A 24,008-nucleotide genomic window follows, 5' to 3' on the forward strand; every position below is an offset into this window, starting at 1 on the left:
TCGATAAACTGTCAACACAACACAAAACAACAAAGTTTACATCTGTTTGTTTTTTAATCTCATTTGTTATTGGAATCGCACATGGATCTCGCCTTCGACCGCCAGCATATCTGGCATCCTTACACTTCGACATTAACACCTCTGACCTGCTACCCAGTAGAATCAGCAAGTGGTGTTCACATTAAATTGGAAGACGGTACTGAGCTTATCGATGGCATGTCTTCTTGGTGGTCGACGATCCACGGCTATAACCATCCGCACTTAAATCAAGCGGCTCACCAGCAAATCGATCAAGTCTCTCACGTGATGTTTGGCGGGATTACCCACCAGCCAGCAATCAGTTTGTGTAAGAAGTTGCTACCCCTAGCGCCAAGTAATCTTGAACATGTATTCCTTGCCGATTCAGGCTCCGTTGCCGTAGAAGTCAGCTTAAAAATGGCACTGCAATATTGGCATGCAAAAGGTGAACGCCGACCGAAGTTTCTTACTTTACGACACGGTTATCACGGTGACACCTTTGCGGCCATGTCGGTAACCGATCCTGATAACTCCATGCACTCTCTCTACAAAGGCTTTCTGCCTGAGCATATCTTTGCGGAGTCGCCAACTTGTGGCTTTTGGGATGAGTGGAAATCTGAAGATCTTGCTGACTTTGAGCACAAGATTGAAACACATCATCAAGAACTCGCTGCGGTGATCCTAGAGCCTATCGTTCAAGGCGCAGGTGGCATGCGCATCTACCATCCAGAATTTCTCAAAGGCGTGCGTAGACTTTGCGACAAATACGGTTTGTTATTGATTGCAGATGAGATCGCTACCGGTTTTGGACGCACAGGCAAATTGTTTGCCTGCGAACATGCAGATATTCAACCAGACATTTTGTGTGTCGGGAAAGCACTCACAGGCGGCTACATGACCCTCTCTGCGACCCTCGCGAGCAAACACGTAGCAGACACTGTTTGTGGTGGTGATGCTGGTTGTTTTATGCACGGTCCAACCTTTATGGGGAATCCACTCGCTTGTGCTGTAGCTACTGCAAGTTTGGAATTGATCGAGCAAGGTGATTGGAAGCAACAAACCCAACAAATTGAAACGCTGTTTTCTGAGTTACTACCAAAACTTGAAGAATACGACTTGGTGAAAAACACCCGTTGGTTGGGTGCTATTGGCGTAGTGGAGACGCATCGCCCTGTGAATATGGAAACCATCCAGGCTCTCTTTGTTGAGCACGGTGTTTGGATTCGTCCATTTGGCAAACTGATTTATATGATGCCGCCGTTCATCAGCAAGCCGGAAGATATTGAAAAGTTAGTGAATGCGATTGATGCTGCGTTACAACGCAAAGACTGCTTCGCTTCATAGTTCAATTCAACATGAAAACGGTTTGAGTATGATACTCAAACCGTCTCGTTATTTATTAGAGCAGTAAAGCTATCGAAGTTGACTGTCTTTACTCGCTCGTCGATTAAATAATACTTGGCGTTGAGAGACCAATTCGATAGTTGACTGACATTCGATACACAAACGAACGCCTTTCATTGCAAGACGACGCGCTTCCGGAATCTCATCACCACACTCATCGCAGTAATAGGCGCTCTCACCCTTTGTGATACTGCCACGAACACGGGAAATTTCGTCGTCTATTGTGTTTTGAATTTGTTGGCTGACGCTATCGTCGTTTGCCCACCCTACGGCCATAAGCCCTCCTCGTTACTTGAGTGAGAAAATCTACTTACCGTGGTAAGGTGGATGATTATATCGATTACAAATAATAAGATAATTAGGGTAAATTCGAAAACACTATTACGCTTTGGTAATAATTACTCTGCAATCGATTATTCGGCACTCTCATGGAAAAGCAATGCAAGGTTACTCATACTCCCTTCCTCACATTCAAAGTACTGCGTTTGCTCAGGCTCTCTCAAAGTAACACTGAGTATCTTCTCTACCTCACCAAACTCCTCGCTAAAGTACTCACTGACTAATATGACGCGCTCACCAATACTAAATTCCAAAGACTTCTCATCTACCAACGCTCGATGATAATGTTCAACACGATAATCTTGAGGTTTTATCCGCTGTAAAACAGAGCTTTGATTCTCAATGGACTCATTAAAGATAATCCCACCTTTGCCTTGCTCTATAAAAATACTAAAGTTCATAGTTTGGTTCACTGAGCATTCAAAGACTTTTCTGGGCGAGGTGTTAGCAACAGCAAACGTGCTCATCATCGCAACACTTAAACCCAAAGTGACTGCCAATCGTTTCATTACCATTCAGCCAACACTGTAAATAGCGCTTGTTCAGACATACGGGTTAATACATATCCGTGTGAAGATGAATACGAGCCACTGAGTACACTATTCTCTTTCTCAATAACGATATCCTCGATGCCGTCAGCGTTGTAATCACCTTTTGCGGTAACGGTAATAACCTGAAAGCCATCAGTCGAATCGTAATACTCTGCTCTGACTTCACTGATGACCTGAGTTCTTTGGATATGGTCTGCTTCATCCCACGTTGATAGTGTCGTTGCTTTCTCTGCACTTTCGTCAGAAATAACAAAAGCAAGTGCACTTGGAGCGAAATTAGGAAAGGTATCGTCTAACTTAAAGTCTGATATAAATGAGCGCTTAGAGGCAGCTAACTTTGCCATCTCACTCCATGTTTGGCACTGAGTTAAATATGCTTTAAACGCGCCGTATTCATAGGCTTTTGCCGCAGTAAAGCCCGTAGAGTTTGCCGTAGCTAAGTCTTGGCAATTAGATACTAGTTTTTCTTCATCAGATGCACGTTTCAATTCAAGTTCATAGCCCCAATCGAGTGAGTTACGAAGTTGCATATTTTCTTTGGAAGGTTGCGCTATTTCGCGCGCGAAAAAGCGATCGGTTCGCTCACTATCTAAGTATTGAGGCTGAATAAGTTCACTTGCGATAACACTCTTACTAACGAGCAAAGTAAGCGCAAAAATAACAAGCAATGAAAGATGATTTACTGGCATAACGTTTAACAACAAGGGCAAATGATGCCATTAGCTTGTCACGTGAAAAACCGTTTAGAAAAATATCATTTGTCTCGTACTGCCAGATTCTGGGCGAGCTCTTCACTATTGCGTGTGCTAATTACATAACAACGTATTTTCACTCGACGCAAATAACAAAAAACCCAGCACTATGGCTGGGTTTTGGTGTTCTAGTGGCTAATGCACTAACCGATGTGCGTTGCGCCGCCCATGTACTTCTGAAGTACTGCAGGGATTGCAATGCGACCGTCTGCTTCTTGGTTGTTTTCTAGGATAGCAACCATGGTACGACCAACTGCTAGACCAGAACCGTTTAGCGTGTGTACAAGCTCAGGTTTCTTCTCGCCTTTACGACGGAAACGCGCTTGCATACGACGAGCTTGGAAATCCCACATGTTAGAACATGAAGAGATTTCACGGTAAGTTTCTTGAGCAGGAACCCAAACTTCTAGGTCGTAAGTTTTACGAGCGCCGAAGCCCATGTCACCTGTACAAAGAACCACTTTACGGTAAGGAAGCTCTAAAAGTTGTAGAACTTTCTCAGCGTGACCTGTTAGCTCTTCGAGCGCATTCATTGAATCTTCTGGCTTAGTGATTTGTACTAGCTCAACTTTGTCGAACTGGTGCATACGAATCAGACCACGAGTATCACGACCGTATGAACCCGCTTCTGAACGGAAACATGGCGTGTGAGCTGTCATCTTAATTGGTAGATCCGCTTCGTCAGAAATCGTGTCACGAACTAGGTTCGTTACAGGTACTTCTGCCGTAGGAATTAGCGACAGTTTACGTGGTTCTTCGTCGTTTACTTTTTCCGCTAGAGGCTCTGTGTGGAAAAGGTCTTTACCGAACTTAGGAAGCTGACCAGTACCGAATAGGCTGTCAGAGTTTACTAGGTAAGGTACGTACATTTCTGTGTAGCCGTGTTCTTCTGTGTGAAGATCTAGCATGAACTGAGCGATTGCACGGTGTAGACGAGCAAATTGGCCTTTCATCACGATGAAACGTGCGCCAGTGATCTTAACTGCACTTGCGAAGTCTAGACCGCCACCCATTTCACCTAGGTCAACGTGATCTTTCAGTTCGAAGTCGTAAGTCTTTGGTTCACCCCAACGAGAGATTTCAACGTTGTCGTTCTCGTCTTTGCCATCTGGCACTTCATCTGCCGGGATGTTTGGTACAGAAAGCGTGAATTCGTCTAGTTGAGCCATTACTTGCTCAAGTTCAACTTTCTTCGCATCAAGATCGCTACCTAGAGTACCGATTTGTTTCTTGATCTCTTCTGCGCCTTCTTTGTCGCCAGCCGCCATTTTTTGGCCGATTTGTTTGGAGATGGAGTTACGCGTGGATTGTAAATTTTCTACTTCTACTTGAATGGACTTACGTTGTTCTTCAAGTTTACGAATAGTCTCTACGTCTAGCTTAAAGCCACGACGCGCCAGTTTAGCAGCTGTTTCATCCAGCTCTGTACGAAGTAATTTAGAATCCAGCATTGTTAATCCTATGCTTTTTGTTGTGAAATCACGCGCACTTTCCAAGCGTACGCGTTAAAAAAATTTACTGAACAAATGTATCCAAAAACGCCTACTTTTCATAGCGCTTTTGTTGGCTATTTGCGTCTAATTTAGCCAAGTAATCTAACTTTTCGCCGATTTTGGTTTCTAGACCGCGATTTGTTGGCTGATAATACTTACGATCCGCCATTTCTGGTGGCAAATATTGCTCACCGGCTGCATAGGCACCCGGCTCATCGTGAGCATAACGATACTCTGCTCCATAACCCATGTCTTTCATCAAACTGGTAGGTGCATTTCGAAGGTGATGAGGCACTTCATATTCAGGTAAGTTATGAGCATCTGTGAGCGCTTGTTTCCATGCCACGTACACCGCATTACTTTTTGGCGCGCACGCTAAGTAAACGATCGCCTGTGCAATCGCACGTTCACCTTCTGCCGGACCAACACGGGTAAAGCAATCCCACGCGGAGAGTGCGACTTGCATGGCTCTAGGGTCCGCATTGCCAACATCTTCCGATGCTATCGCAAGTAATCGGCGAGCGATGTAGAGCGGATCACAACCTGCGGCGATCATACGTGCAGCCCAATACAAAGCGGCGTCTGGATTTGAACCACGAATGGATTTGTGAACTGCAGAGATTAAGTCGTACCAGATATCACCTTTGTTATCGAAGCGAGAGACCTTTTCTCCAGCCACTTCCGCAAGCAACTTAAGCGTGATTTCTTTTTCACCCTGCGCGTTGTCTTCTGCCATATCGTATAGCAGCTCAAGGTAGTTGAGAGACATGCGAGCATCACCGTTCACTAGCTCTGCTAGGCGATCTAGTACGTTATCGGCGAAATGTGCTGGTATATTCCCCAAGCCGCGCTCTTTGTCGTTAATCGCTTGATCAAGCGCCAGCGATATTTCGCTCTGGTCAAGAGAAGTCAACTTATAAACGCGAGCACGCGAGAGTAATGCGTTGTTTAACTCAAACGAAGGGTTCTCTGTGGTCGCACCGATAAACGTAACCGTACCGTCTTCAATATGCGGTAAAAACGCATCTTGCTGCGATTTGTTAAAGCGATGCACCTCATCCACGAATAAGATAGTGCGGCGACCTGCCATTTTGTTCTCACGCGCTTTGTCGATCGCAGCACGGATCTCTTTAACGCCAGACGTCACCGCAGATACACGCTCAACTTCGGCGTTGGCATAGTTTGCTGCCACTTCCGCTAATGTCGTTTTGCCTGTGCCTGGTGGTCCCCATAAAATCATCGAGTGAATGTGTCCAGCCTCTAGCGCTCGGCGTAGGGGTTTACCCGGACCTAAAATATGCTGCTGCCCAATATACTGTTCGATTGTTTGTGGTCTCATACGAGCAGCAAGGGGACGAAAATCTTCGTCCCCTGAGAAATCTAACGTGTAATTACTCACTACCAATTAATTCCTTTGGTCATCCACTTCCACGCCATCTGGAATTGTGAATGTAAATCTGTCTACCTTTGGTTTACCAAGCTTAACATTACTAAAAGTAAACAGCCCTTTCTGACCATCTTGCTCAATGACGTTAAAGCCTTTCACTACGCCTTTTGTATCAATATTAATTTGGAATTGGCCTTGAGTAGAGTCAATTGCCGTTGGAATGAGCGTAAACTCATTACCTTTCTGAGAAATCTTATAGTTATCCCAATCGCTTGCTCTATTGCGAGTTAACAGCACAAATGGTGTTTGCTCGGTCGCTTGCTCTTGCCAGTAAATGCTTACTTGTTCAATGAATGGGCTGTAATACCACAACGTCTTACCGTCAGATATTAAAAGGTTTTCATCTGGGAAAGTCGTACTCCAACGGAACAAACTTGGACGAGCGATTTCAACCGTGCCCTCACCTTCCATTACCGTTTCACCTTCAGGGCTGATCACTTGCTGGGAGAAATCGGCACTGAAACCTTCGTTCATTGCGAGACGTTTATTGAGTTCATCTTTTGGAGATGCTGCATTCGCAGCTGAGAAGAAAGAAACGCTTAAAACTAGCGCTGAGAAAAGTTTCGCTGAAAATCGTTTTTTCATTCAGATACCTATCAGAGGGTCAAAGACCTAAAGTTACTCACCTCAGTTGGACTGAGGTGAGTAACACAAGTTCATTAATCTTTTGGTGGCGCAGGAGCCAAAACTTCGCGGTTACCGTTGTGACCCGGTGCACTCACGATACCTTGTGCTTCGAGTTGCTCAACAATACGGGCGGCACGGTTGTAACCGATCTTAAATCGGCGCTGAACACCGGAAACCGAACCTCGACGTGATTGAACCACGTGCTCAACGACTTGATCGAAGAGTGGATCCACATCTTCATCCGCTTCCATTTGCTCACCTGGCAATAAGCTTTCTGGACTTTGATCTCCGCTGATGATCTCTTCAATGTAGTTCGGTTTACCACGCGCTTTCCAGTTGTTTACAACAGCATGAACATCATCATCTGATGCAAATGCACCGTGGACACGAGTCGTATGGCTTGAGCCTGGTGGTAAGTACAACATATCACCCATACCAAGCAGTGATTCTGCACCACCTTGGTCTAGAATCGTACGGGAGTCTGTTTTAGTCGATACCGTAAACGCAACACGAGTTGGAATATTCGCTTTAATCAGACCAGTGATAACATCCACCGATGGACGCTGAGTCGCAAGAATTAAATGAATACCTGCCGCACGCGCCTTTTGTGCCAAGCGTGCAATCAGTTCTTCTACCTTCTTACCCACCACCATCATCAGGTCAGCAAATTCATCCACAACAACAACGATATACGGCAGTTTTTCTAGCAATGGCGGTTCCGTATCCATACTGTCGCCTTCTTGCCAGAATGGATCATGAATTGGGTGACCCGCTTCTGCCGCCATCTTCAACTTCTCGTTAAAGCCTTTCACATTGCGAACGCCCAATGCCGACATCAATTTATACCGACGCTCCATCTCACCCACACACCAACGTAGAGCGTTTGATGCGTCTTTCATATCAGTCACAACTTCAGAAAGAAGATGAGGGATACCTTCGTAAATAGAAAGCTCTAGCATTTTCGGGTCAATCATGATGAAGCGCACATCTTCTGGACCTGCTTTATACAGCATGCTCAAAATCATCACGTTCACACCCACCGACTTACCAGAACCTGTTGTACCTGCTACTAGCACGTGAGGCATCTTCGCGAGATCGGCCACAACAGCTTCGCCCGCAATGTCTTGACCTAACACAACCGTTGTGGGTGACGTTGCTTGCTCAAACTGAGGACTACTGATTACATCAGATAAATAGACCGTCTGACGGCTCATGTTTGGCAGTTCCAAACCGATGTAAGGCTTGCCAGGGATTACTTCTACAACACGTACAGCCATTGCAGACAATGCACGCGCTAAGTCAGTTGAAAGACCAGAAATACGGCTTACTTTTACCCCCGGCGCCAAATCAAGCTCAAAACGAGTGATCACTGGACCAGGATAAATCCCCACCACGTCGGCTTTGATTTTGTAGTCCGCTAGCTTGCTCTCAACCAATCGAGCGACCTGCTCTAGCGCATCACGGTCGATAAAGTTTTCGCGTTTTTCTGGATGGTAAAGCAACTCGAGCGTTGGAAGTGGTTCTTCTGGAACAGGCAAGTTTTCTTCTTTCTGTACCAAAAATGGGTTCTGTGTCGCTGCTACTTTGGCTTGCGCACTAGAAACCATGTCTTGGAATGCCGCTACATCTTCGTCGCCGTCTTGAACCTCTTCAACCTCCGCTTTTTGAAGTGCAGGTTCAAATGTTGTTGAAGGTGTTGCCACTTGCTGATGAGGTGTTGCTGGAGCTGGCTGTACTTGTTGTACAGACTGTGACTCCACTTCGTCTTCATCGTCTAACACGTCAAAATCAGAGATCGTAGGTTCAATGTGTTGGCTCGATTCTGTTTGCTCCGTGATGCTATCTAGCGCAGCGGAATCAATTACAGGCTCTTCATGCACAGGATGCTCAATACTTGGCTGCTGTACTTGCTCTGCTTCAAATTGTTCGTACTCCGCATAATCTGGTTCAACACTGATCGGTTCTTCTGTAGCTGTATGTTGCTCTACATAGGAAGAGTAAGTGTCTGCAAATGATGGGGCAGCCTGTTCTTCAGCTCCCCAGTCATCTGCTTGTTGCGCTGCAGCTTCAAGCTCTTCTATCGTGACATTCAGCTGCTTGGTACGCTCCAGAAGCGGATCAACGTTATCAGTATTCACCGCATGGACAGGTTGCGTTTGGGGCTCATGAGCATAAACTGGCGCAGCATTAACCGTAGCCTTGCGTTGTGGTGGCGTTGGTTCCACTATCATTTGTTCCGCTGGTTTCTCAGGTTTAGCTTGCGGCATATAAATAGGATACTCATGCGCAGGCGCCGATTCTTTCGGCTCATCGACATCGAACGCCGTTAAATGAGGAAGCGGTTCATCATCAATGTCATGGTCTACGTTATGTCTAGGCGTAGAGACTTTATCTTCCACGAACTCATCTAACTGAGGTTCTAAAACTTCTTGCTCAGAGCCTCTTATCTTATTTGCAAGCGCCGCAATTAGCGCTAATGCACGATCACCAAGCCACTCCACAATATTAAGCCATGAGATGCCAGTAAAGAGAGTAAAACCCGCTCCCCATAAGAACAGCAGTACCAATGTCGTGCCAAGTACATTCAATGTAGGTAAAGCTAGGCTAGACAACACGTCCCCGACGACACCACCGGACGAGAAATACCAAATATCATCAAAATTAATATCGGCTAGACCACAGCTAGTCATTATAAGGACGACAAGGCCGAGTAACCTCGTACCCCATAACATGAAATCAATTGGCTCATCTTCTCCTCGTTTACGGCAAATCACCCATGCAGCCGCAGCTAGCAAGAAAGGGATGGGATAAGCGAGAGAGCCAAATGTGAAGAATAGTGTGTCCGCAAGCCAAGCGCCGAAAAGGCCACCAGCATTGTCGATCTCCCCTCCCCATGCGGTTTGGGACCAGGAAGGATCGGCCGGACTGAAGGTAAATAGTGCAACCGCAAGCAATACCGAGCTAAGAACGCCAACGATAAAGCAGCACTCTTTTAAGCGTTGGAAGCCATTTAAGCGTGAAGACTGGGGCTCTTCACTGGTTTTGATAATGGTTTCGACTTTCTTTGCGTTCTCTTTGAACATAAATCAACTTGAATATGGAAATGAAATAGGAAATTGCAAAACATTCCGAGCGGCATCAAGCCGCTCGGTAAATTGATTTAACCATATCAAAGAGAAAAACCCAATTACTCTCTGGCGAAAGCGGAAGCATATACCGCTTTCTTTGCAAGAAATTAACGAGTTTTGATCACAAGCTGGTTAGATTGTTTCACTTCTTCCATTACAACGTATGTGCGAGTGTCATTTACGCCGGGTAGGCGTAGTAACGTATCGCCCAATAGTCGGCGGTAAGCACCCATATCTGATACACGGGTTTTAAGAAGATAGTCAAAGTCACCTGATACAAGATGACACTCTTGTATGTCGTCTAACTTTTGAACAGCTGAGTTAAACTGCTCAAATACATCCGGCGCACCACGGTTTAGTGTAATCTCAACGAATACTAATAGTGACGCATCTAGGAACTGCGGATTCAATAATGCAGTGTATCCTGTGATGTAACCCTGACGCTCTAAGCGACGTACACGCTCCAAACATGGCGTTGGAGAAAGTCCCACACGTTTTGAAAGCTCAACGTTTGAAATACGACCGTCTTTCTGCAGTTCATTAAGAATGTTGCGGTCGATACGGTCTAGTTCCTTGGACGGCTTTTTATAGTTGTCTGCCATTTTTTATTCCACCTTATTACTTCCTTGCAAAAAAATATACTACAACTTTTTAATATTTGGTGCCAAATTTTACAAATCTATAACTATACTAGTTATTAATTCGACAATAACACCCTACAAACAGTTAATACAACCATTATAGAAAGAGGATACAGGATGATCATTGGCGTACCTAAGGAAATCAAGAACCACGAATATCGTGTTGGTATGATCCCAGCAAGCGTGAGAGAACTCATCTCACATGGTCACCAAGTTTTAGTTGAGACCAATGCAGGTGCCGGCATTGGTTTTTCAGACGATGATTACATCGCTGTCGGCGCATCCATTCTCCCTCATGCTGCAGACGTATTCGCGCAAGCAGACATGATTGTAAAAGTAAAAGAACCCCAAGCAGTAGAGAGAGCAATGCTCCGCGAAGGGCAAATTTTATTTACTTATTTACACCTAGCACCAGATTTTCCACAAACTGATGAGCTAATCAAGAGCAAAGCTGTCTGTATAGCCTATGAGACTGTAACAGATAATATGGGTCGTTTGCCACTGTTAGCACCAATGTCAGAAGTGGCAGGTCGGATGTCTATCCAAGCTGGTGCGCAAACATTGGAAAAATCACACGGCGGTCGTGGTCTGCTACTAGGTGGCGTACCTGGTGTTGAGCCAGCGAAAGTCGTCATCGTTGGTGGTGGTGTTGTTGGTGCAAACGCAGCTCGTATGGCTGTTGGTCTTCGCGCTGACGTAACCATTCTAGACCGCAACGTAGATACACTTCGTAAGCTTGACGAAGAATTCCAAGGTCGCGCTAAAGTGGTTTATTCTACTGAAGATGCTATCGAGAAGCATGTTCTAGAAGCTGACCTTGTTATCGGTGCCGTTCTAATTCCTGGAGCAGCAGCGCCTAAGCTGGTAACAAAAGAGCACATTGCTAAGATGAAACCTGGTGCGGCAGTGGTTGATGTGGCTATTGACCAAGGTGGCTGTTTCGAGACATCTCACGCAACAACCCACGCAGATCCAACTTACATCGTTGATGAAGTGGTTCACTACTGCGTAGCAAATATGCCTGGTGCGGTTGCACGTACTTCAACTTTCGCATTGAACAATGCAACACTCCCTTACATTGTGAAACTCGCAAACAAAGGCTACCGTGAGGCACTTCTAGAAGACAAAGGCTTCCTTGAAGGTCTAAACGTTATTCACGGAAAAGTAACATGTAAAGAAGTAGCAGAAAGCTTTGACTTGGAATACGTTGAACCAACTCAAGCTATCGCTATGTTCAATTAATGACAAAATAAAACACAATTTGTCACGTTTTGTTTACAAAAGCCCACGCATAAGTGGGCTTTTTTATATAGAGCGTTTAGCTATAAAAGATAACTAATTCTTATATGCGCAAATTAAAATATTTCTAGGTGTAACCGATTTAGGGCAAAACTCTGACAATCTAACACGATAACCACGTTCTTCAAGATAAAGTGCTTTGTCCAATGCGAGCCAGATCTCCAATGGACGTTGAAAAACCAGTTGCACTAAGCTCATTCTCTCCATTTGCCAGAAGCGTTGTTCGCTTAACTTTTCAAAATGATCGAAATCGATTTCTTGAGAAAGAACGATACCTTTCTGCTCCGCCGCCCAGCGACACAAAGATTCAAAGCCTTCACTTAATTGCGACTTACGAATACTGGGGACAGGTTGGTACTCTGCCATGCCTAACGCTCGTCGAGTAATCAAATCGAAGCCAAGACGAAACACCATTTCCTGCTGACGATGGCGACGTACACGCTCTCCCCCTGTCACCGTTTGCTGTAACGGGATACGCAGTTCTTGCTTAGACAATGAGAGAGAAGAAGCCCTCCCCGGTTTCGACATCGGCTGGTATTGTTCCGACTGAATCAAGTGATAACAACAAGGTGAGATGGTCATCGCAGCAATCCCATTCTCACTGCCGTACTGCATTAGACGAACATGGAGGTCACCACACGCATGCAGTGCCACCGCGTGTTGCGTTGGCTTGAATATCGATTTTGCTTTGCTATCAAACGCGTCACCTTGAATAAACGTCATTTTCCAATGGTGTTCATTCGCAGCTTGTTGCCCGGAATCACACAGTGCTTGTTGATATTCGAAACTGGTCACAGGCTGATCGGTTTGTGTTGCCAAGATTCGTCCTAAATAACCTTTGCCTGAACACCACTCTAACCATTCTTCGCCACAGTGTTGTTGAATTGCAGCTTCACCCATCGAGCTGATTTGCTCCAGCTTACGTCCGGGAATGCCGTTGTCTAAACCACGAGCGAGTGCCAAACCATTTAAGGTCAAAGACTCTAAACGCGTGTGATAAGCGAGTTGTTCGAGTTGAGGCACGAACGCGCTTATCGCTTTTAAGGCGAGTTCAGGTTCCGCTTTATACTCTTCGATTTGAGAGGGAGAAAGAGACACTAACCACTGGCACAACTGAGGGTGTTGCTCTTGCCAAGGTAATGAGGTGTGAATGCTACTTTTAAATGGTTCAAACCGCCATAGCGATTCGTTTTCCAATAAGCAGTCATTAATAAATTGAAATTGCGTTTTCATAGTTCCCCCTACAACGAGCGCATTGTAGAGGGAATCGAAACATCAATGAAGTGTTATCTCACTGGGAGCTCGATGTCTTTAAACATCTCTTCGATTTCTGCATTAGATTTCAAAGAAATCGCCTGCTCTACAACTGGGCGAGTTAAATGAGGGGCAAAGCGTTCCATAAAATCGAACATGTATGAGCGCAGGAATGTGCCGCGACGAAAGCCAATACTTGTCGTACTAGCCCCGAATAAATGGCTCGCATCTATTGCGACTAAATCGCTGTCCTGCTCTTCATCCACAGCCATGCTCGCAATCACACCAACACCAATACCCATGCGAACATACGTTTTAATAACGTCCGCATCAGTTGCAGTGAACACCACTCTCGGGGTTAAACCTTCACGATTAAATGCGGTATCTAACTCTGAACGGCCCGTAAAACCAAACACATAAGTGACCAATGGATAAGCGGCAAGATCGCTGATCGTTACCTTATCTTTCTTCGCTAATGGATGATCTTTAGGCACGACAATTGAACGGTTCCAGTGATAACAAGGCAGCATGATGGCATCTTGATATAAGTGAAGCGCTTCTGTCGCAATCGCAAAGTTCGCCGTACCTTTGGCAATCGCCTCAGACATTTGTGACGGCGTACCTTGATGCATGTGTAATGACACTTTTGGGTAGCGAGAAGTAAAACCTTTGATGACATCCGGCAAAGCATAACGCGCTTGCGTGTGTGTCGTGGTGATATTCAGCGTCCCCATTTCTGGGTGGGTGTGTTCCCCTGCTACAGCTTTGATACTTTCTACACGAGCGAGAATTTCTTGAGAGATGCGTACAATTTCTTCACCAGCAGGTGTCACTTGCGTTAAGTGCTTACCGCTACGTTCAAAAATCTGAATGCCTAACTCATCTTCCAGCAACCGAACCTGCTTACTGATACCTGGCTGAGACGTATACAAGCTTTCTGCCGTCGCGGATACATTCAGATTATGGTTTACAACCTCAACAATATACTTCAGCTGCTGCAGTTTCATCGTAATCCCTTACTTGTTCATGAGAGAATTTATTGGCCACTCGGACGAGCGATATAATAATTAGTTATAACGCGTTCAAATCGAAATGAACAGTAATTTCTAACTTATACCTCAATCACATACTGATAATCCTCAACATAGAAACAATATGCACAAAGTTGAGCCAATAAATGACTGAAGTTCTATGATGTGACTTCTATCAGTAGCTAAAACGTGGGAGAGACAAAATAATCAAACAAATAGGGTGCCGAGTAAGATAAGATTCATGTATTCTTTAACGCTAGCCGTAGAAAAGTAAAGCAGACGCAAAGATATGAATATTGGTTTAATAATCGCTTTGGTAGCCATCCTACTGGTGTTGATCCTAGGCTATAACATTATGTTGCAGTATAAGGTCAAGGTAGAGACTGCGAAAAGACAGGAGTCCGCACGCTATGTTGCCTTGATTGATGGCACTGAAGAGTTGATTGGTCATGCGCACCATATCCCTTTTAGCAAGGAGCTGTTGCTGTGTCTAAACAATCGTATTCTTGACGCGCTAGAAAGCATGCATGAGCTTGACCCGAAGAATAAGCAGCTTGCTCAACGTATCGAAAACATGAAGCAACAGATTGATCAACTGAAAGAGAATGGTCCCACTGGCGAGAGTACCACGTTCAAAATGCCGAGCAGTGATAAACAAGCCATCGTCATGCTTAAGTTGGTGAAACGCCTCCGTGATACTATCCGTAACGAACACAATAAAGGCCGTATCGACACCCAGACTTACGTCGCTGAAAATGCGCGTTTAGAAACGATGCAGATTCGTATCAACATCGAAAACGTCATTAAAAGAGCAAACGACTCAATCGCTCGAGGTCAACCTGGTACAGCACTTCAACTGCTACGCAAAGGTATCGATGCATTGAGTACAAAGAGCGATCCCTACTCTATTCAAGCGAAACAGAAGCTTGAAGACATGCTGGGCGACCTAGATAAAAAACGCCAAGATAAAAGTGATGCTGAAATGCAGCAGATCGCCGATAAAGAGCGCGACAATGACATGGAAGCACTCTTCGGCGAGAAGAAAAAGTGGTAACATTCACTTAAGGTCAATAAAGGCTGCAATCGCAGCCTTTTTTCTATCCGTAAGATAGCGGATATGCCCAATTAGAATGTGAAGTACTAAAACTAAAATGATGAATCTAGACGCCTATCAATATCTTCTTGCTCCCATTAACCAATTTCTGCAATGCAGCACACCTGATGAATGGGTAGAGGAAGCAAAGAAACCAGAAAACCTTCAAACCATTTTATTAGACCATCTACTGTGTGAGCTAAAAGCTGGCCAATCTGCGATGTTTTTAATTCGTAAGTATGCCGTTGACCAATCCAGTTCACATGCTCTGCTTGACTGGTTTAAACCCTATGAAGATTTTGCTTATCGCAATGTAGGCTCACTAGAAACTTTAAAAGGTAAGAGCAATATTTCCAAAGCGATCATGGCTAAGTCCAACTCACCGTACAGCCAAGATTTAATCGATAAAATGGTGCTTTTGATTAAAGAGGAATTGCACCACTTTTATCAAGTTTTAGAGATCATGGAAAGTCGTGGAATTGAGTATAAAAATATTCCAGCAAGTCGCTATGCTAAAGGGCTCATTTCGCATATGAAGACTCATGAACCGGAAACGCTGATCGATAAGCTCATCATTGGTGCGTACATCGAAGCCCGATCTTGTGAGCGTTTTGCCAAACTAGCACCACATATGGATGACGATATCGCAAAATTCTACGTTTCTTTACTGCGCTCAGAAGCACGCCACTATCAAGATTATCTTGTATTGGCAGAGCAAATCGCGGGGAAAGACATCAGCGAACGCATAGCCTATTTTGGCCGAGTTGAGGCAGATTTAGTTTCTACGCCAGATACAGATTTTAAGTTCCATAGTGGTATTCCAGCCTAGCGAGCATATTCTCCCAAGATTGAGCATGCTCTGAACTTATTTATATAGGCAGAGAATAAATAAGCCGGACATTTCGTCCGGCTTATTTTTTGTAGCAATGAGGTTAGGAATAAAGCTGAAACACAACAACTAGAGCTGGAATGAACCCATTCGAGTTTTCAAGTTGTGCGCTAGGCTACTGATCTGCTGGCAAGCCACAGCCGTTTGCGAAGCTCCCTCAGCCATCTCTGTTGAGGCACTATTAATATGCTCCACACTTCGATTCAGCTCTTCGGATACAGAATTCTGCTCACTACAAGCCGTTGCGATTTGTGTGCTCATTTGCGCTATGTTATCGACAGAATGTTCAATTTCTTTTATCTGGCTATCAGCGTCATTGACTTGCTCAACACACTGAGAAATGCCCTCCTGACAATCACGGCTTGAATGCCCTATTTTGCTGCTGCTCTCTTGTAGTTGATTAACAATTTCCACAATTTGTGAAGTGGAGTCTTGAGTGCGTTGCGCCAGAGAACGAACCTCATCTGCCACAACAGCAAACCCACGTCCTTGTTCACCGGCCCGAGCGGCTTCTATTGCGGCGTTCAGTGCTAACAAGTTTGTTTGCTCCGCAATCCCGCGGATCACATCTACGACCACATTGATATTGTTTGAGCTAGATTCAAGCTCACGTGCCAGTTCATCTGACTCTTGGATCGTATGTGATACACGCTCAATTACTGCGATAGTTTGTTGTAACGTCGCTGTTCCTTGTTTAGCCACTTCCGTTGCCGAGTAAGCAGAGGTCGCGCCAACTTCGGTATTTTGTGCCACTTCACTTACAGCAGCTTGCATTTCTGTCATCGCAGAAGCCACCGAGCTAAGTTCAATTTGTTGATTTTGCATACCAGAAGCGGTCTGAGAAGAAATAGCACTCACTTCCTCTACTGCAGCCGTTAGCTGAATCGTTGAGTCATTAATCTCAGAAACCAACGAATGTAAGTTTGTTTGCATACCGACAAGCTCTTTGAGCAACGTTCCTAACTCGTCTTTGCTCAATTCACTTTCGTCGATTTGATTATTCAACTGACCCTTGGCGATTTTGGAAGCGAATTCCAATGCTCGGTCAACAGGCCCGCAAATGACTCGAGAAAGCAACATGGCAGACATTACCATGACCAATGCGACGACAAGCGCACCAACAGCAGCGCTGTATTGTGTAAATGCCGCTTCATTTTGTACTTCTTCGCCAATCAAATTCACCAACTCATCGTTCAACGCGAGGGTATCATCCAAGCTGCTCAACGCTTTTGAGTAAGTATTGAAACTCGATAAAATCACATCATTTGCACTTTCAGCATCACCTTGGCTTAGCAGTGCGTTGTAAGTCTTCGTTTCCTTGATGTATTGATTCCAAGTTTCTTTAAAAACGTTAAAAGACTGCGTTTCACGCTGATTAAGGTCGAGCTTTTCGTATTCTGCAATACCAGCCTGCACATCAGAACGCCATTGGTCGAGGCCTTTTAACCACTCACCAATTTTGGGGTGATTTGCGTTTGGCAATAAAGAGAACTCATCTTTGCGCACTTTAGTAATATCAACTTGGATACCTTTCAAAATCGCAACAGAAGGTAAGCTTTTATCTGTTAGCACTGAGATGTCTTTATTCAGTGTTAACAAACCTTGCACCAACATTACTGACACTAAACCAAACACGGCAAAAACGGTTAAATAACTAACCGATATTTTCTTTACGACACTTAAGTCTTTAATACGCATGCACTTTCTCCCTGCAGCCTTTCCAAACCTCTCACTTAAGTGAAAGCTTAACCTCTAAAACACACTGTTTTTTGCGCTCGATATCATTGAGCGCTCTTATATACATCGGCCTGAGAGATCAAATCTTGACCAGTAATTGATATTTTTGTCACGTGCTATTTTAGAGATAGGCTCGCATGCTCCGTATTGTGTCTACATTTTTTTATGAGCGCTTCCCGGCGCAACTCTAAGATCTCATCGATGAGTTTTTCTTTAGCGTTGATGCCAAAGTGCTGGGCATAATTTTTGACTTTTTCAATCTCATTAGGCTGTAAGCGGTATACCTCTTTCTTTAAACGAGCTTCTGCTTCGCTTCTAATCAAACCTTGGTCTTGTAGTAATTTAATGATGGTTTCATCGATTGGATTTACTGCTCTAGCCATGGTGCTCCATCTATCAATTTAAGTTCTAGCCATGTGGCTGGATGAATGACGCCGCACAACTTATAGAGCGAAGATGACAACTTGATTGCAGTGAGTACGATTCGTTAACCATCGCTATTATTTACAGCCGCTTAAGCAACCATTAACTCTCTACCCCGACTCCTCACCATTGAATAAAGATCACATTCTGATAACAATTTTCAGTACTGGCTTCGATGTCATCCATATTTAACGTGCAAGTAATATTTATAAACAAGAATGATTGCTCTAGTTCAAATGATGGAAAAATAAGATGAAATTATCGCAGTGGGGTCTTTTATTAAGTGGCTTGGTGGCATTGCCAAGCATTGCAGATACAGATGTTTATCTAACCAATAACTCTGATCAGCCTTTAACTATTCAAGTAAAGCACGAAGGCAGTGATTTACTTCAATATGGAGAAGAGTGGCAGCAACATGTACAAGTACTTGGTCCGTGGGAAACCAAACCTGTATTGAGCTTCAATCGTTGGGAAGGCGTGAAATCCAACCAAACTTACCGTTTTGAAACTGTGGTTTCTAGCCCTAAAGGTGAAAGCATAACACTCAATCAGGTCATGGAAGGTCATTGGTATAATTCAACCATTGAATATGGCTTATCGGCGGCCGATGTAGATTTATCTCTTAAAGATGATCGTAATATTCATCGTGCCAACACTAACGCTTTTGGCATCCGAGAAACCGAACTGGCATTTAAGTCAGACAGTACCGCTCGATACGACGATCTTTATTACACCATCACACCAAGCAAAGTAAATGAATCTGTCGATAACGAAGAACAAAACCTTAAGTTGATGACATACAACATCTGGGCTCTTACGGCTATTGCATCGCACATCGGTGATCGTTACGAACTGATTCCTCAATACGTCAAAGGTTATGATGTATTAGCGCTGCAAGAAGTGTTTGCAAGCGGTCGTGAAGCATTCCTACGTGAGTTAGCTAAGGAATATCCGTACCAAACTAAAATGTTAGATAAAGAAGGCGTTAATATTCATGATGGTGGGGTGATCATTGTCAGTCGCTATCCTATCGTGAATGAAGCGCAATATGTCTTCCCCGACTGCTCTGGCACAGACTGCTTTGCCGACAAAGGCGTGAATTATGCGGAAATTATTAAAGGTGGTCAGGCTTACCATGTGTTTGCTACCCATACCGCATCTTTCGATACAGACACCGCTCGCGAGTATCGTCAGCGCCAGTTCAAACAAATCCGCGCACTCGCTAAATCTCTCAACATTCCCTCAAACGAAACTGTGGTATATAGCGGCGACTTTAACGTAAACAAAAGAAAGTTCCCTGGTGACTACCAACAAATGATCGCCAACTTAAGCGCCATAGAGCCTCAGTATTCTGGTTACACGGAGTCAACCTTTGATCCCCGCATCAATAACTTCGCAGGTGAACCGTTATCAGGTGGCGAAAACGTGGAATACCTTGACTATGTCATGGTGAGTAGTGAATACAGGGTGAAATCATTCAATGACAACCGTGTAGACGTGCCGCGCACAACCGCAGAGAGTTTATGGAAACACTACAATCTTTCTGACCATTTCCCAGTTAGCGCAACAATCAAGCCATGAAGAAAATCGCGTTGATAATCATGTCCGCCATTATGGCGGGCATGATGTTTTTAACTTTCAGTCAAGATGGGCAGCAAGAAACGGCCGCGTCCGCTTCTGCTCCGAAGACAAAAAATAAGAACGTCCCCAGTACATCACTAAAAACAAGCAATATCGCTCCCAGTGTAGATCCTTCACCACAGACCGCAGAGCTCCCTTCTGCGACTCAAATAACGACTGAGAGACTAACTCTGCTCAAAGGGAGAGAACTCGTCGCAGAGCTTGAGTCATTTTGGCATGAGTGCATGTCGAACCGCGACTGTGAGGAACAGTTAGCCTTGCTCGAGCCTTATTTATCTTCAGCACGATTTCAACTTTTGGCGAGCTACCATCAACTCAACAGTCAATGGCAAGAAAGTGTGGGTAATTTGTTGTTTGATGAGCAACAACCACTAGCCTCACGTATTGCACAACTTAAAGCCGAGGCGAGAGGCATTTGGGGCGAGTTGGCTGATGTTATTTTCGCGGATGAGTTCGCCCTATACGATTTCAATTTAGAGGCCCAACAGCTCAACACGCAAAGTCCAGAAAGCTTTTTGCAAGCTTTCGAGCAACTCATCATAGACTGGCAAGAAAATGCAGAGGCTATCGGGCTTACAAACGACCAAGCAAAATATGAGCGTGCAGTCGCCCTAATACCCAATAGCATGAGCTTTCCAGATCGCCAAACCATCATCGCAGAGCTGCAAAAAACTTACTTAACGAAGGACGAAAGCGAAGAGATTCACGAGCGTCAGCAACAAATTGCCGAGCAAAAAGAGCAAGTCAGAGATTACCAACAAGCATTACAACAACTTGAGTCCAGACTCAGAAAAGAGAGAGCCACCAGCCATGCTGGTTTATCAGATCCGGAATGGCAAAGCTATTACCAACAAGAAATAGCGGATTTTCGCCGCGAGTTCTTTTCTTCTTAAACGTCAGCTTTCATTGATGGGAATTTAAAGTCCAAAAAGGCACGTTACGAATAAACAGCCGTGCCTTTTATTCAGAACCCTGCTTTTTAATTCAGAACAAATTCAAACCAAATACATCTTTCACATCAAATAGCACTTGTTCAGTTTTCTCACGAGAACGCTGACTGCCTTGTTTTAAAATATCAATCAGCTGTGCTTTATCATTCAAATACATAGTGCGCTTTTCTCGAATAGGTCGAAGCATCTCTTGTAGGCATTCTTCTAACACTTTCTTGGTCAAACCATCACCTAACCCACCTCGTCGATAATGCTCTTTTAGCTGTTCGATATAATCTTTATCAGGGTGAAAGGCATCGAGGTAGGTAAATACGATATTACCTTCGACTTGGCCAGGGTCCTCAATTTTCAGGTGATTGGGGTCGGTATACATAGATTTCACCGCCGCAGAAATCTCCTTTTCAGACGCCCCTAGGTTGATTGCATTCCCCATGCTTTTAGACATCTTATTTTTACCGTCAGTACTCGGCAAACGAGGTGCATCACTAAGTAAAGGACGGCACTCTTTAAGAACCTCTTTTCCACCCAGGTGGTTTATTTTTCTTACGATTTCATTAGTTTGCTCCAACATCGGCAGTTGGTCATCACCTACCGGAACCAACGTCGCGTGGAACCCCGTAATATCGGCAGCTTGAGAAATTGGATACGTTAAAAAACCAGCGGGAATAGAGCGTTCAAAGCCTTTACTTTGAATCTCATTTTTAACCGTGGGATTACGCTCTAAACGCGCAATAGAGACAAGATTGCTGTAATACATCGTTAACTCAGCTAACGCTGGTATTTGAGATTGCAACGTGATCGTGGTTTGTGTGGGGTCGATACCAACGGCCAGATAATCCGCAACGACATTGAGAATATTGGAGGATACTTTTGATGGATTGTGGGCGTTATCCGTCAAACCTTGCATGTCCGCGACCAAGATCGTTTGCTCATGCTCCGTTTGCAATTTGACTCGTTGTTGCAATGAACCGACATAGTGTCCGAGGTGTAACGGACCTGTCGCTCGATCGCCGGTCAGGATAATTTCACGCTGTGATGTACTTTGAATGGTGTTCATATTTATCTCCAAGTATTTAATAGATCGCTACTGGAGATAAAAAGATCAAACACTCTTAGCTACCATCCAGCGGCTTAAGAATGTGAGTATTCCGCGCCGCTCTATTTAGAGCGCCACCAAGAGACGGTTGTTAATGAAGGGCGAACGTGTATTTTCATGTTTTTTAAACTAACAGCACATACCGCAGAACTCAATCTGTTTTGTACTGAATTAGTGTGAGTGTTCCAACAGCCAATTAATAGGATTACATTGGTAAAGACATCGCAATGACCAAAACCGCACCAAATACCGAACCAGAGACAAACGCACACAGTACAGTTTTGTTGTGTTTCCTTTTCATTGATGAACTCCTATCCATAACTACGATGACCAGCCCTCACATCTAATACGCATGTGGATGCATCACGACAACGAGTTAACCAACATATCGCACGTAGGACCAGTACCGCTTTGTTAAATTGGGACCTCGTCCATAACTTGGAGTGTAAATGACTCCGGAACCTACAACAGAAGAAAATTTCATCACGTTACTGTCCTACCCTCCGGGTTTGTGGCTTAATAGGCAGCAGGAACACTTTTTTCTTTTGCTGCGGATACTTACATGGAAGCTGTTTTACATCAGTTGCAATTCTCTTTGTCGATAACCGGACCTATCTGTTTGATGTTGGTACTTGGCGTTCTTTTTAAGCGCTTTGGTCTAATCAACGATAATTTTATCGAAGTAGGCTCTAAACTGGTGTTTCAAGTTACCTTGCCTGCAATGTTATTTGTCAGTATTGTGGCTTCAGAACACGATTTTTCCGCGGCGAGTGGCTTTGTCAATTTCGGCGTCATCGCTAGCATTTCGTTTTTCATTTTCACCTACCTTTCGGTCAAGCTTCTGTTCAAAGCATCGCCTGACCAAGGTGTTCTTATCCAAGGTGGGTTCCGAGCAAATACAGGTATTATTGGCATCGCTTACGTTGCCAATGCGTATGGTTCTCAAGGTGTGGCGCTAGCAGCGCTCTATGTCGCGATCACCACATTTATTTATAACGTCCAAGCGGTAATTTGCTTATCGCCCAAGGGGGCAACGTCTGCCTCGCAAGCAGCAAAGATGATGGGTCGAACACTGACTAGGAACCCGCTCATAATCTCCATTGTTCTAGGAATGGCTTTTTATTTACTCGCTATTCCAGTACCGAATGTGGTTATTGACGCAGGAGACTACTTGTCCGAAATGACATTGCCTTTGGCGCTGTTGTGTACGGGTGGCTCACTTGACTTTAGCTTGATGAGAAAAGAGAAAGGTCCATCTTGGTTTGCGAGCAGTTACAAGCTCATCGTGGCACCAGTCATCATCACCATGGGTGCTTACTTAGTAGGATTTCGAGGAATTGAGCTAGGTATTCTTTTCTTTATGAACGCCTCTCCAGTCGCTGCTGCCAGCTATGTCATGGCGCGTTCCATGGGAGGCAATGCCACATTAGCCGCAAATATCATCGCACTCACTACGGTGCTTTCTTCCGTGACCTGTACGTTGGGCATCCTATTTCTTAAGTTCTACAACTTAATATAATTGGCCAGCGATAAAATAAAGACGCTAGACGGCATTGATGTAAGTTACTGGTCGTGATTCGCAAAAGTGAGCTTTCTTACCAGACGAAAAAATTCACTCGCTTCAGATTCCGACAAACAAGAAAAAAACTCTTTCTGTAAATTCGTCATGATTTGATGAACTTGCTTTAAAGCGTTTGCCCCCTCTTTTGTCATGCTGAGCATTTTAAGACGCTGATTCGATGTACTTTTAGAAACTTGAACAAACCCTCGCTTTTCCAAATTATCCACCATTCGCTTTGCTACACTTCGCTCAGTTCGAACCGCGTCAGCCAACGCTTGCTGACTCATGGGTTGAAACTCTTCCAAAGCGGCCAGTGCACTTGCCATTTCTAGTGTCATCAAATTTTGCCGAGAGAGCTCGGCTTGAGCACGATTGCGGTACATTCGCTGCATCACACCGCAGACAAACATAGGGCTTTGATCCAAAACGGAAATTGGGGAGATTTTCTGATCTTTCATCGTCGTTTGTTCTTCTTTAGGCTTTCATTCGGTCGGAAGGAATAAACAGATTCTGCATAAGGCAAAACTCTCCCCCTTCAAGTTTGCGTCAAAGACGGTAACCACCAAGTGAAAACATAAAATAAAGAGCGCCGAAGCGCCCTTTTATCGTGTTTATTATCACCAGTATAACTCAG

General features: G+C 44.5%; 21 protein-coding genes. 7 read left to right on the top strand and 14 right to left on the bottom strand.

Annotation, left to right across the window (positions count from 1 at the left end):
• Positions 1–81 precede the first annotated feature (81 nt).
• Positions 82–1,362, top strand: a complete 1,281-nt coding sequence (gene bioA / locus FKN08_RS06955) for an adenosylmethionine--8-amino-7-oxononanoate transaminase (protein ID WP_085343597.1) — start codon at positions 82–84, stop codon at positions 1,360–1,362.
• A gap of 69 nt (positions 1,363–1,431) precedes the next feature.
• Here bioA and FKN08_RS06960 read toward each other — a convergent pair whose 3' ends face one another.
• The 8 genes from FKN08_RS06960 to lrp all read right to left on the bottom strand — a co-directional run bounded on the left by FKN08_RS06960 (position 1,432) and on the right by lrp (position 10,361).
• On the bottom strand, positions 1,432–1,698 hold the full coding sequence (locus FKN08_RS06960; RefSeq protein ID WP_104971493.1) for a DksA/TraR family C4-type zinc finger protein: 267 nt from the start codon (positions 1,696–1,698) through the stop codon (positions 1,432–1,434).
• Between the two features lie 137 nt (positions 1,699–1,835).
• A complete protein-coding gene (locus tag FKN08_RS06965; RefSeq protein ID WP_085343596.1) occupies positions 1,836–2,276 on the bottom strand; it encodes a hypothetical protein in 441 nt (146 codons plus the stop codon).
• Positions 2,270–3,001, bottom strand: a complete 732-nt coding sequence (locus FKN08_RS06970; protein WP_085343595.1) for an ATPase — start codon at positions 2,999–3,001, stop codon at positions 2,270–2,272. The genes FKN08_RS06965 and FKN08_RS06970 overlap by 7 nt, the downstream gene beginning before the upstream one ends.
• A gap of 206 nt (positions 3,002–3,207) precedes the next feature.
• On the bottom strand, positions 3,208–4,515 hold the full coding sequence (gene serS / locus FKN08_RS06975) for a serine--tRNA ligase (protein ID WP_053807197.1): 1,308 nt from the start codon (positions 4,513–4,515) through the stop codon (positions 3,208–3,210).
• Positions 4,516–4,606: 91 nt separating this feature from the next.
• The gene (locus FKN08_RS06980) at positions 4,607–5,962 is read right to left on the bottom strand and encodes a replication-associated recombination protein A (RefSeq protein WP_212762630.1); all 1,356 of its coding nucleotides are present in this window, start codon (positions 5,960–5,962) and stop codon (positions 4,607–4,609) included.
• Positions 5,963–6,589, bottom strand: a complete 627-nt coding sequence (gene lolA, locus FKN08_RS06985; protein WP_139060898.1) for an outer membrane lipoprotein chaperone LolA — start codon at positions 6,587–6,589, stop codon at positions 5,963–5,965. It lies immediately after the preceding gene.
• A 74-nt stretch (positions 6,590–6,663) separates the two neighbouring features.
• A complete protein-coding gene (locus FKN08_RS06990) occupies positions 6,664–9,714 on the bottom strand; it encodes a DNA translocase FtsK 4TM domain-containing protein (RefSeq protein WP_124008698.1) in 3,051 nt (1,016 codons plus the stop codon).
• Between the two features lie 152 nt (positions 9,715–9,866).
• Positions 9,867–10,361 (bottom strand): leucine-responsive transcriptional regulator Lrp, encoded by a 495-nt coding sequence (lrp, locus tag FKN08_RS06995; protein WP_005378234.1) that lies wholly within the window; start codon positions 10,359–10,361, stop codon positions 9,867–9,869.
• A gap of 156 nt (positions 10,362–10,517) precedes the next feature.
• Between lrp and ald the strand changes: the two genes are divergently transcribed.
• The gene (gene ald / locus FKN08_RS07000) at positions 10,518–11,642 is read left to right on the top strand and encodes an alanine dehydrogenase (RefSeq protein ID WP_005378241.1); all 1,125 of its coding nucleotides are present in this window, start codon (positions 10,518–10,520) and stop codon (positions 11,640–11,642) included.
• Between the two features lie 93 nt (positions 11,643–11,735).
• Here ald and FKN08_RS07005 read toward each other — a convergent pair whose 3' ends face one another.
• Together FKN08_RS07005 and cysB are read right to left on the bottom strand one after the other, a co-directional pair.
• Complete coding sequence (locus FKN08_RS07005; protein ID WP_170891631.1) at positions 11,736–12,932, bottom strand: methyltransferase; 1,197 nt, start codon at positions 12,930–12,932, stop codon at positions 11,736–11,738.
• A 53-nt stretch (positions 12,933–12,985) separates the two neighbouring features.
• The gene (cysB, locus tag FKN08_RS07010; protein ID WP_006742885.1) at positions 12,986–13,960 is read right to left on the bottom strand and encodes an HTH-type transcriptional regulator CysB; all 975 of its coding nucleotides are present in this window, start codon (positions 13,958–13,960) and stop codon (positions 12,986–12,988) included.
• 313 nt (positions 13,961–14,273) lie between these two features.
• On the opposite strand from cysB, the gene FKN08_RS07015 reads away from it, so the two are divergent.
• Complete coding sequence (locus FKN08_RS07015) at positions 14,274–15,038, top strand: hypothetical protein (protein WP_005390808.1); 765 nt, start codon at positions 14,274–14,276, stop codon at positions 15,036–15,038.
• Between the two features lie 97 nt (positions 15,039–15,135).
• Positions 15,136–15,906: a tRNA isopentenyl-2-thiomethyl-A-37 hydroxylase MiaE gene (locus FKN08_RS07020; protein ID WP_170891632.1), complete on the top strand. Its 771-nt coding sequence runs from the start codon at positions 15,136–15,138 to the stop codon at positions 15,904–15,906.
• A gap of 129 nt (positions 15,907–16,035) precedes the next feature.
• On the opposite strand, the gene FKN08_RS07025 is transcribed toward FKN08_RS07020, so the two are convergent.
• Together FKN08_RS07025 and FKN08_RS07030 are read right to left on the bottom strand one after the other, a co-directional pair.
• A complete protein-coding gene (locus tag FKN08_RS07025; RefSeq protein WP_170891633.1) occupies positions 16,036–17,664 on the bottom strand; it encodes a methyl-accepting chemotaxis protein in 1,629 nt (542 codons plus the stop codon).
• A 155-nt stretch (positions 17,665–17,819) separates the two neighbouring features.
• Positions 17,820–18,086 (bottom strand): hypothetical protein, encoded by a 267-nt coding sequence (locus tag FKN08_RS07030; RefSeq protein ID WP_012841963.1) that lies wholly within the window; start codon positions 18,084–18,086, stop codon positions 17,820–17,822.
• 292 nt (positions 18,087–18,378) lie between these two features.
• Here FKN08_RS07030 and FKN08_RS07035 point away from each other — a divergent pair, with 292 nt between their 5' ends.
• Together FKN08_RS07035 and FKN08_RS07040 are read left to right on the top strand one after the other, a co-directional pair.
• Complete coding sequence (locus tag FKN08_RS07035; protein WP_170891634.1) at positions 18,379–19,707, top strand: sphingomyelin phosphodiesterase; 1,329 nt, start codon at positions 18,379–18,381, stop codon at positions 19,705–19,707.
• Positions 19,704–20,660 carry an ATP-dependent dsDNA exonuclease gene (locus FKN08_RS07040; RefSeq protein ID WP_170891635.1) on the top strand — a complete coding sequence of 319 codons (957 nt, stop codon included), beginning with the start codon at positions 19,704–19,706 and terminating at the stop codon, positions 20,658–20,660. Before FKN08_RS07035 ends, FKN08_RS07040 begins: the two co-directional genes overlap by 4 nt.
• Before the next feature lie 91 nt (positions 20,661–20,751).
• Here the strand turns inward: FKN08_RS07040 and trpS are convergent, their stop codons facing one another.
• Positions 20,752–21,774: a tryptophan--tRNA ligase gene (gene trpS, locus FKN08_RS07045; RefSeq protein WP_170891636.1), complete on the bottom strand. Its 1,023-nt coding sequence runs from the start codon at positions 21,772–21,774 to the stop codon at positions 20,752–20,754.
• 601 nt (positions 21,775–22,375) lie between these two features.
• Here trpS and FKN08_RS07050 point away from each other — a divergent pair.
• The gene (locus FKN08_RS07050) at positions 22,376–23,332 is read left to right on the top strand and encodes an AEC family transporter (protein WP_170891637.1); all 957 of its coding nucleotides are present in this window, start codon (positions 22,376–22,378) and stop codon (positions 23,330–23,332) included.
• A gap of 44 nt (positions 23,333–23,376) precedes the next feature.
• Here FKN08_RS07050 and FKN08_RS07055 read toward each other — a convergent pair whose 3' ends face one another.
• Positions 23,377–23,832: a MarR family transcriptional regulator gene (locus FKN08_RS07055; protein WP_161445607.1), complete on the bottom strand. Its 456-nt coding sequence runs from the start codon at positions 23,830–23,832 to the stop codon at positions 23,377–23,379.
• Positions 23,833–24,008: the final 176 nt, after the last annotated feature.

The organism is Vibrio sp. 1-2 (7-a) (genome assembly GCF_013048515.1).
GTDB classification, from domain to species: domain Bacteria; phylum Pseudomonadota; class Gammaproteobacteria; order Enterobacterales; family Vibrionaceae; genus Vibrio; species Vibrio diabolicus.